The sequence below is a fragment of the Gammaproteobacteria bacterium genome (genome assembly GCA_027296625.1).
Lineage (GTDB): Bacteria > Pseudomonadota > Gammaproteobacteria > JAKEHO01 > JAKEHO01 > JAKEHO01.
The window spans coordinates 1-4552 of record JAPUIX010000087.1; the positions used below are offsets into that span (position 1 = coordinate 1).

Annotated in this window: 4 protein-coding genes; 1 reads left to right on the forward strand and 3 read right to left on the reverse strand. The window is 50.4% G+C overall.

The genetic code is table 11. The features are described 5' to 3' along the window. Nucleotides 1-210: 210 nt before the first annotated feature. On the reverse strand, nucleotides 211-1128 hold the full coding sequence (locus O6944_04715) for a transposase (protein MCZ6718441.1): 918 nt from the start codon (nucleotides 1126-1128) through the stop codon (nucleotides 211-213). Between the two features lie 102 nt (nucleotides 1129-1230). Between O6944_04715 and O6944_04720 the strand changes: the two genes are divergently transcribed. Then, a complete protein-coding gene (locus O6944_04720; GenBank protein MCZ6718442.1) occupies nucleotides 1231-1611 on the forward strand; it encodes a DUF5995 family protein in 381 nt (126 codons plus the stop codon). A gap of 271 nt (nucleotides 1612-1882) precedes the next feature. On the opposite strand, the gene O6944_04725 is transcribed toward O6944_04720, so the two are convergent. Further along, the gene (locus tag O6944_04725) at nucleotides 1883-3274 is read right to left on the reverse strand and encodes a phytanoyl-CoA dioxygenase family protein (GenBank protein ID MCZ6718443.1); all 1392 of its coding nucleotides are present in this window, start codon (nucleotides 3272-3274) and stop codon (nucleotides 1883-1885) included. Between the two features lie 565 nt (nucleotides 3275-3839). Further along, nucleotides 3840-4241, reverse strand: a complete 402-nt coding sequence (locus tag O6944_04730; protein MCZ6718444.1) for a VOC family protein — start codon at nucleotides 4239-4241, stop codon at nucleotides 3840-3842. Nucleotides 4242-4552 lie beyond the last annotated feature (311 nt).

Genomic DNA, 4552 nt, shown 5'->3' on the forward strand with positions numbered 1-4552 from the left:
TCCTCGAAACGGCAAGCGTTTCAGCCGCGCCCAAAGCGTCTGCACACCGAACTCTGTCTCAATCAGACCCCGCAACGATAACAGTAGTTTACCCCACCGCGTATGGGGTGGAAATACCCCCAACACCGCCGGGTGGTCAGCTAAGGGCATCTCAAACTGACGAGGACAACTGAATCGATGGATACACTCATCTGAGCCACACTGATACACCTAAGTGTAGTCTTCAAAGTCAAAGTGAGACCAGACCAATGGTTGTTCCATCTTTGGGCAACAGGGGGTCTTGGTCGCATCAAGCGGGTATTGGTCTAAAACGGCGTTGCTTTTGGGCTTGACTAAAACTAAGACACCATAGTTGGTCAACCAATCGGCAATCTGCTCGAAATCGTAAATCGCCTGGTCAACCAGCAGGACGTCAATCAACTGATGGGCTTGGCTTAGAGTCTGTTCAATCACGTCGATATCCGCCTCATTGGCCGGACAGACGGCAGTGGCAATCGGCAACCGCTCATCTTTATCTGCCGAATAAAGCAGGACGGTGTGCTTCCGATAGCCGATGAACTTGTCCTTCTTGGTCAGCGTTGGTCGCTGCCAGCCAATTTGAGCGTCCGGGTCAGAGAAGTGCTTGTCGCACTCACACGGCTTTTTGCAGTCACAGTGCTTTGTGTCTTTAACCGGTGTGCTATAACTTGGCATCGGAACGCTATCCCAGATCCCAATCCGCAATGGAGTGGTTGAAGTTTCAATATCCAAGCCAGATACAATGTCTCTCATCAGTTGGGCGGCCACAACGCCAGTGAGGTGGTGCTTTCGGAAATGAGACAGATAGCCAGCTGTAAACTCCACTCCTTGGCAACGACAGAATGCCTGGTAATCGTCGTCCTTATCAACCTGTCGAGGTAACTCGTTGAAACTTATAATGTCCCGCTTGAGAAAATAGAGCAGATGCGCCTTGTAAGCGATGACTGGGTCAAGCGGCTTGCGTCCCAGACCGCTTTTTTGCCCTTTATAGCTTTCGGTGAGGCGTTGGCGAATCTGTGGCTCGTCGAGTTGTGCATCGATTCTGTCCAACTGTTTATCCTCGTAAGAGTGATTGGATTCAACCTTTCCAAAACGAAAACGTAATTTCATAATGGCATCTCCTGGGTATTGTTGAGTTATTGCGTTGACTTAATGATACCCAACGGATGCCGTCTCATGCATTTAACAGTCTATTTGCTCTGACTTCATATCTTGGCATTTTTTAACGGTTACTTAAAAGATGATTTTGAAAAAATAAATCTGATTTTATCGAACTTAGTGGATGAAGTACAGAGCGAGATTGGCGAACTCTCACCCTGGTTGGCTCTTATCGACAAAATCGGTGGCCGTGCAGATGAAAGGTTTGCCGATTTTAGCCTGAAAGCAGCTCGAGAGGCTGCCTGGATGGCTGCCAAACGAATAGTATCGCTAGCTCCTGAACAGAAAGATATAGAAATTAAACGCATGGACAAGCTGGTCGCAGGCTTGGCCAGACTTATAGTGAAGGCTGGTCCGGTAACCCGGCTGGTGATCTGGGTTATTAGCTGCATGGAGAGTAAAAATATCAGAAAGATTATACAGGCTCTGAGATAGGAGCCATTATATGGCGAACTCGATATACGCCGCTGTATTATGCACAGTTTGGAGGCTTGGATCCCTGGTCAGCCGCCGGATGGCATCACTCCCTCGACCGGCTTGACGAAGTTCTCACCGGTCGTCCGCTAGAGCACAGTCGGCCAGATTTGGAGTGGTACCCAGACAATCAACTGATCCATTTCTATCTCGCCTATCTTCGTGAGCTGTACGAATACAAACAGCTTTCCAATTTAAATAGCTCTACTTTGTTAGGAAAGCACTCATGTAGTCACTGGGACATCCAGTCATTGGCCCTCGACTCGACTTTCCAAAGACCCGCACCTTCGTAGTCTGCAATTTCTGACAAAGGCAGCGCTGGAGTGCCACCACCGCCACGGGGCACATTGCCATCCGGCAACATCGGCAAATCGTACTTCTCCCACCACCCAGGCTCGTCAACAACATTACCTTTCACAGCACGTCTCCCCAGGTTCCATTCCTCGAACATGTCAACCCGGGGGCGGTGTCTCGCTAGTACGAATTCGTTGGAGTCCATATGCCACTGATTTGTAACCTCGCGCATCCCATCAGCTGGGTCGTCGTTGGCATTGTCGGTTGGAAAGGCGAAGACGCCATCCATATTGCAGTTGATGCGCGCCCCACCATTCTTGCCCGCAGCCGTCCATCGCATGTGACCGCGCTCTCGTACCTTGTTGAAATCCTGGACGACTGCCATACGGATCTTTGCACTCTCATGGATTCCAGCGGAATGAACCATCCAGCCGTGGCAGAACAGCACGTCGCCAGCCTTGCCGGTAAACTCAATCGGCTGCACGTTGGCTTTGATGTAATCCATAGCTATCTTCGACTCGTCAGTTGCCACCCAGTTCAGCGCTTGCTCTGAGGTGGGGTAGAGCAACTGAGGTGAAGTGGGATAGATCGTGAAGCCACCCGAGCGTGGACCGACATCTTCCAAATAAGTCACAACTATCATTTCGGTCATGCTTTGGTCCATGTGAGGTCCGAGTCTGGATTCTGGCCCCGAGCGGTCGCGGGGGAAGATGGAATATATCCCTCGATTGCGTCGTGGCCGCTTCACCGGCCCGCCTAACAATGCCTCAGCCATGTACAGTACACGCGGGTGCGCAGAAGTCGCGGAAACGAACGCGTCGTCGTGGCCTATTCCATGCCAGCGCCACACATCGTTGCTGATGTCCCTCGTCAGCTTGTGCGGCAGCCGACCGACCCTTTCGCCGACTGTCGCGCCGGGGCGTGCGTCCGCTGGCGAAGGCCACACTCCACCACCCATCCAATTGTTGGCGAGGGCCCAGCGATTTTCATCAGGCCAATGCTTGCCGGGAGCTTCCCACGAGCTAGGGTCGCGGGGCGACATCTTAGCCTCCACTACAGGAGGTTGCTGCCACCATAGTTTAATGAACGGAGAAAAGTCCTTCTTCGGGATCAGCCCCCGCTTTATCATGAAACCTGTTTGTCTGAATTGTTCGACCTCTTGTGCTGTCAGCCCCAGCTTATCGGCGCCCGGCGGATCCAGGTCGAGCGTTGTCGGGCGCGGCAAGTTCACTGAGGGTTGCTTGGTGCCAAATGCCGCCTCGGGATCCCTGGCTGCTGGGGTGGGCGGCTGGACGTGGGAAAGATTCTTATCGAGCAGGTCGGTCATCATTGTCTCCCGAGAAGTTGGATTGGACATAAGAAGAGTTGCTATGTCTCATATTGAGGTAAGGCTACCGGGTTTCTTCGAACCTTCGTTGGAGGTACCCAGTGAGCGAGTACGGATTGATTTCGCTGCGGCTCCCGAAGAGCCGGATGGTCCACCACCAATCTTGATTCATGCGATGCCGAAACATGGGATATTTTTTAGTGTCCGCCATCTTATTCCCATCCTTTGGCGCTACAATAATCACATATTATACCATGTTCAATTTTAAATGAGACTATTTTTCAAGTCGTAAGTCGGCTTTAACATTGCTATTTACCCGACTATCTACCTCAATAGAATCGTCTCATCTGGAACGAGAAACGGTATTATCTGATAGTGTAGCGGTAAAAGTCAAACACAAAACCTCACGATTAGGGCTATTCAGTTCTCTGGAACCCCATCGAAATTCCCCTTGCTAGATCCTCTTCGAGTGGGAGCAACCCTTCGGGTGGGAGGGCAGGCCTCACGCACCCCATTTCACTCATTTTGTAACTTGGACGCCTAACGCAGGCGTTAGGCAGCTTTCAATTCAAGGTAAAGGTGTCAGATAAGTGATAACGTATCCATTTGGGTCAACGAGAAACATATCCTTTACGCCATATTCTTTGTCTTCAGGAGGATGCTCCCTAATACACGAAAACTCCCTGGGATAATTTTCATCGAAGGCACCACGTTCTTGTAACTCAAAATACATTTCATCAACATCCTCTACCTCAATACTTATCCCTCCATATGAACTTGGATCTGTGGGTAAAGAGCCTTGTCTGAACTTGATTGAACATCCATTGCGAACTAATGATGCATACGGATTAATCCCTGATTCGCGATAGACGAACTCCACCTCAAATCCCAATCGGTCACGATAAAACGCAATGGTCATATCCAGATCTAAGGCCATCAAAATAGGGTTAATCTGCTTGATAGTCGTCATTTACCTATCTCCTTGCTAACATATGATTAGCCAGCACTTTAAGGGATACTGCCACGAGCAACACAACAAAAAAAGAAGGGCAGAATCGCTCATTACATGAGTTTTCGTTAGAGCGCACGCTTAAGTCCGCGCCATTCACCTTAGGCGTGCGTTTCCGTTAACTTAACCCGAGGTTTTCAAAAACGTGGAGCCCATCCTTGCCAGGAGCAACTATGTCGGGCAACCCGTTTGCATTGAGATCCGCAATACAGAAGAAAATACCGCAACCGGCGCCTTCGCCTGCAGGACCGTAGTCAATCACCTGTTTGGAG

Excerpts from the sequence above, each read along its gene's own strand:
- O6944_04725 (MCZ6718443.1), bottom strand. The coding sequence starts at position 3,274 with ATGATGACCGACCTGCTCGATAAGAATCTTTCCCACGTCCAGCCGCCC.
- O6944_04715 (MCZ6718441.1), bottom strand. The coding sequence starts at position 1,128 with ATGAAATTACGTTTTCGTTTTGGAAAGGTTGAATCCAATCACTCTTAC.
- O6944_04730 (MCZ6718444.1), bottom strand. The coding sequence starts at position 4,241 with ATGACGACTATCAAGCAGATTAACCCTATTTTGATGGCCTTAGATCTG.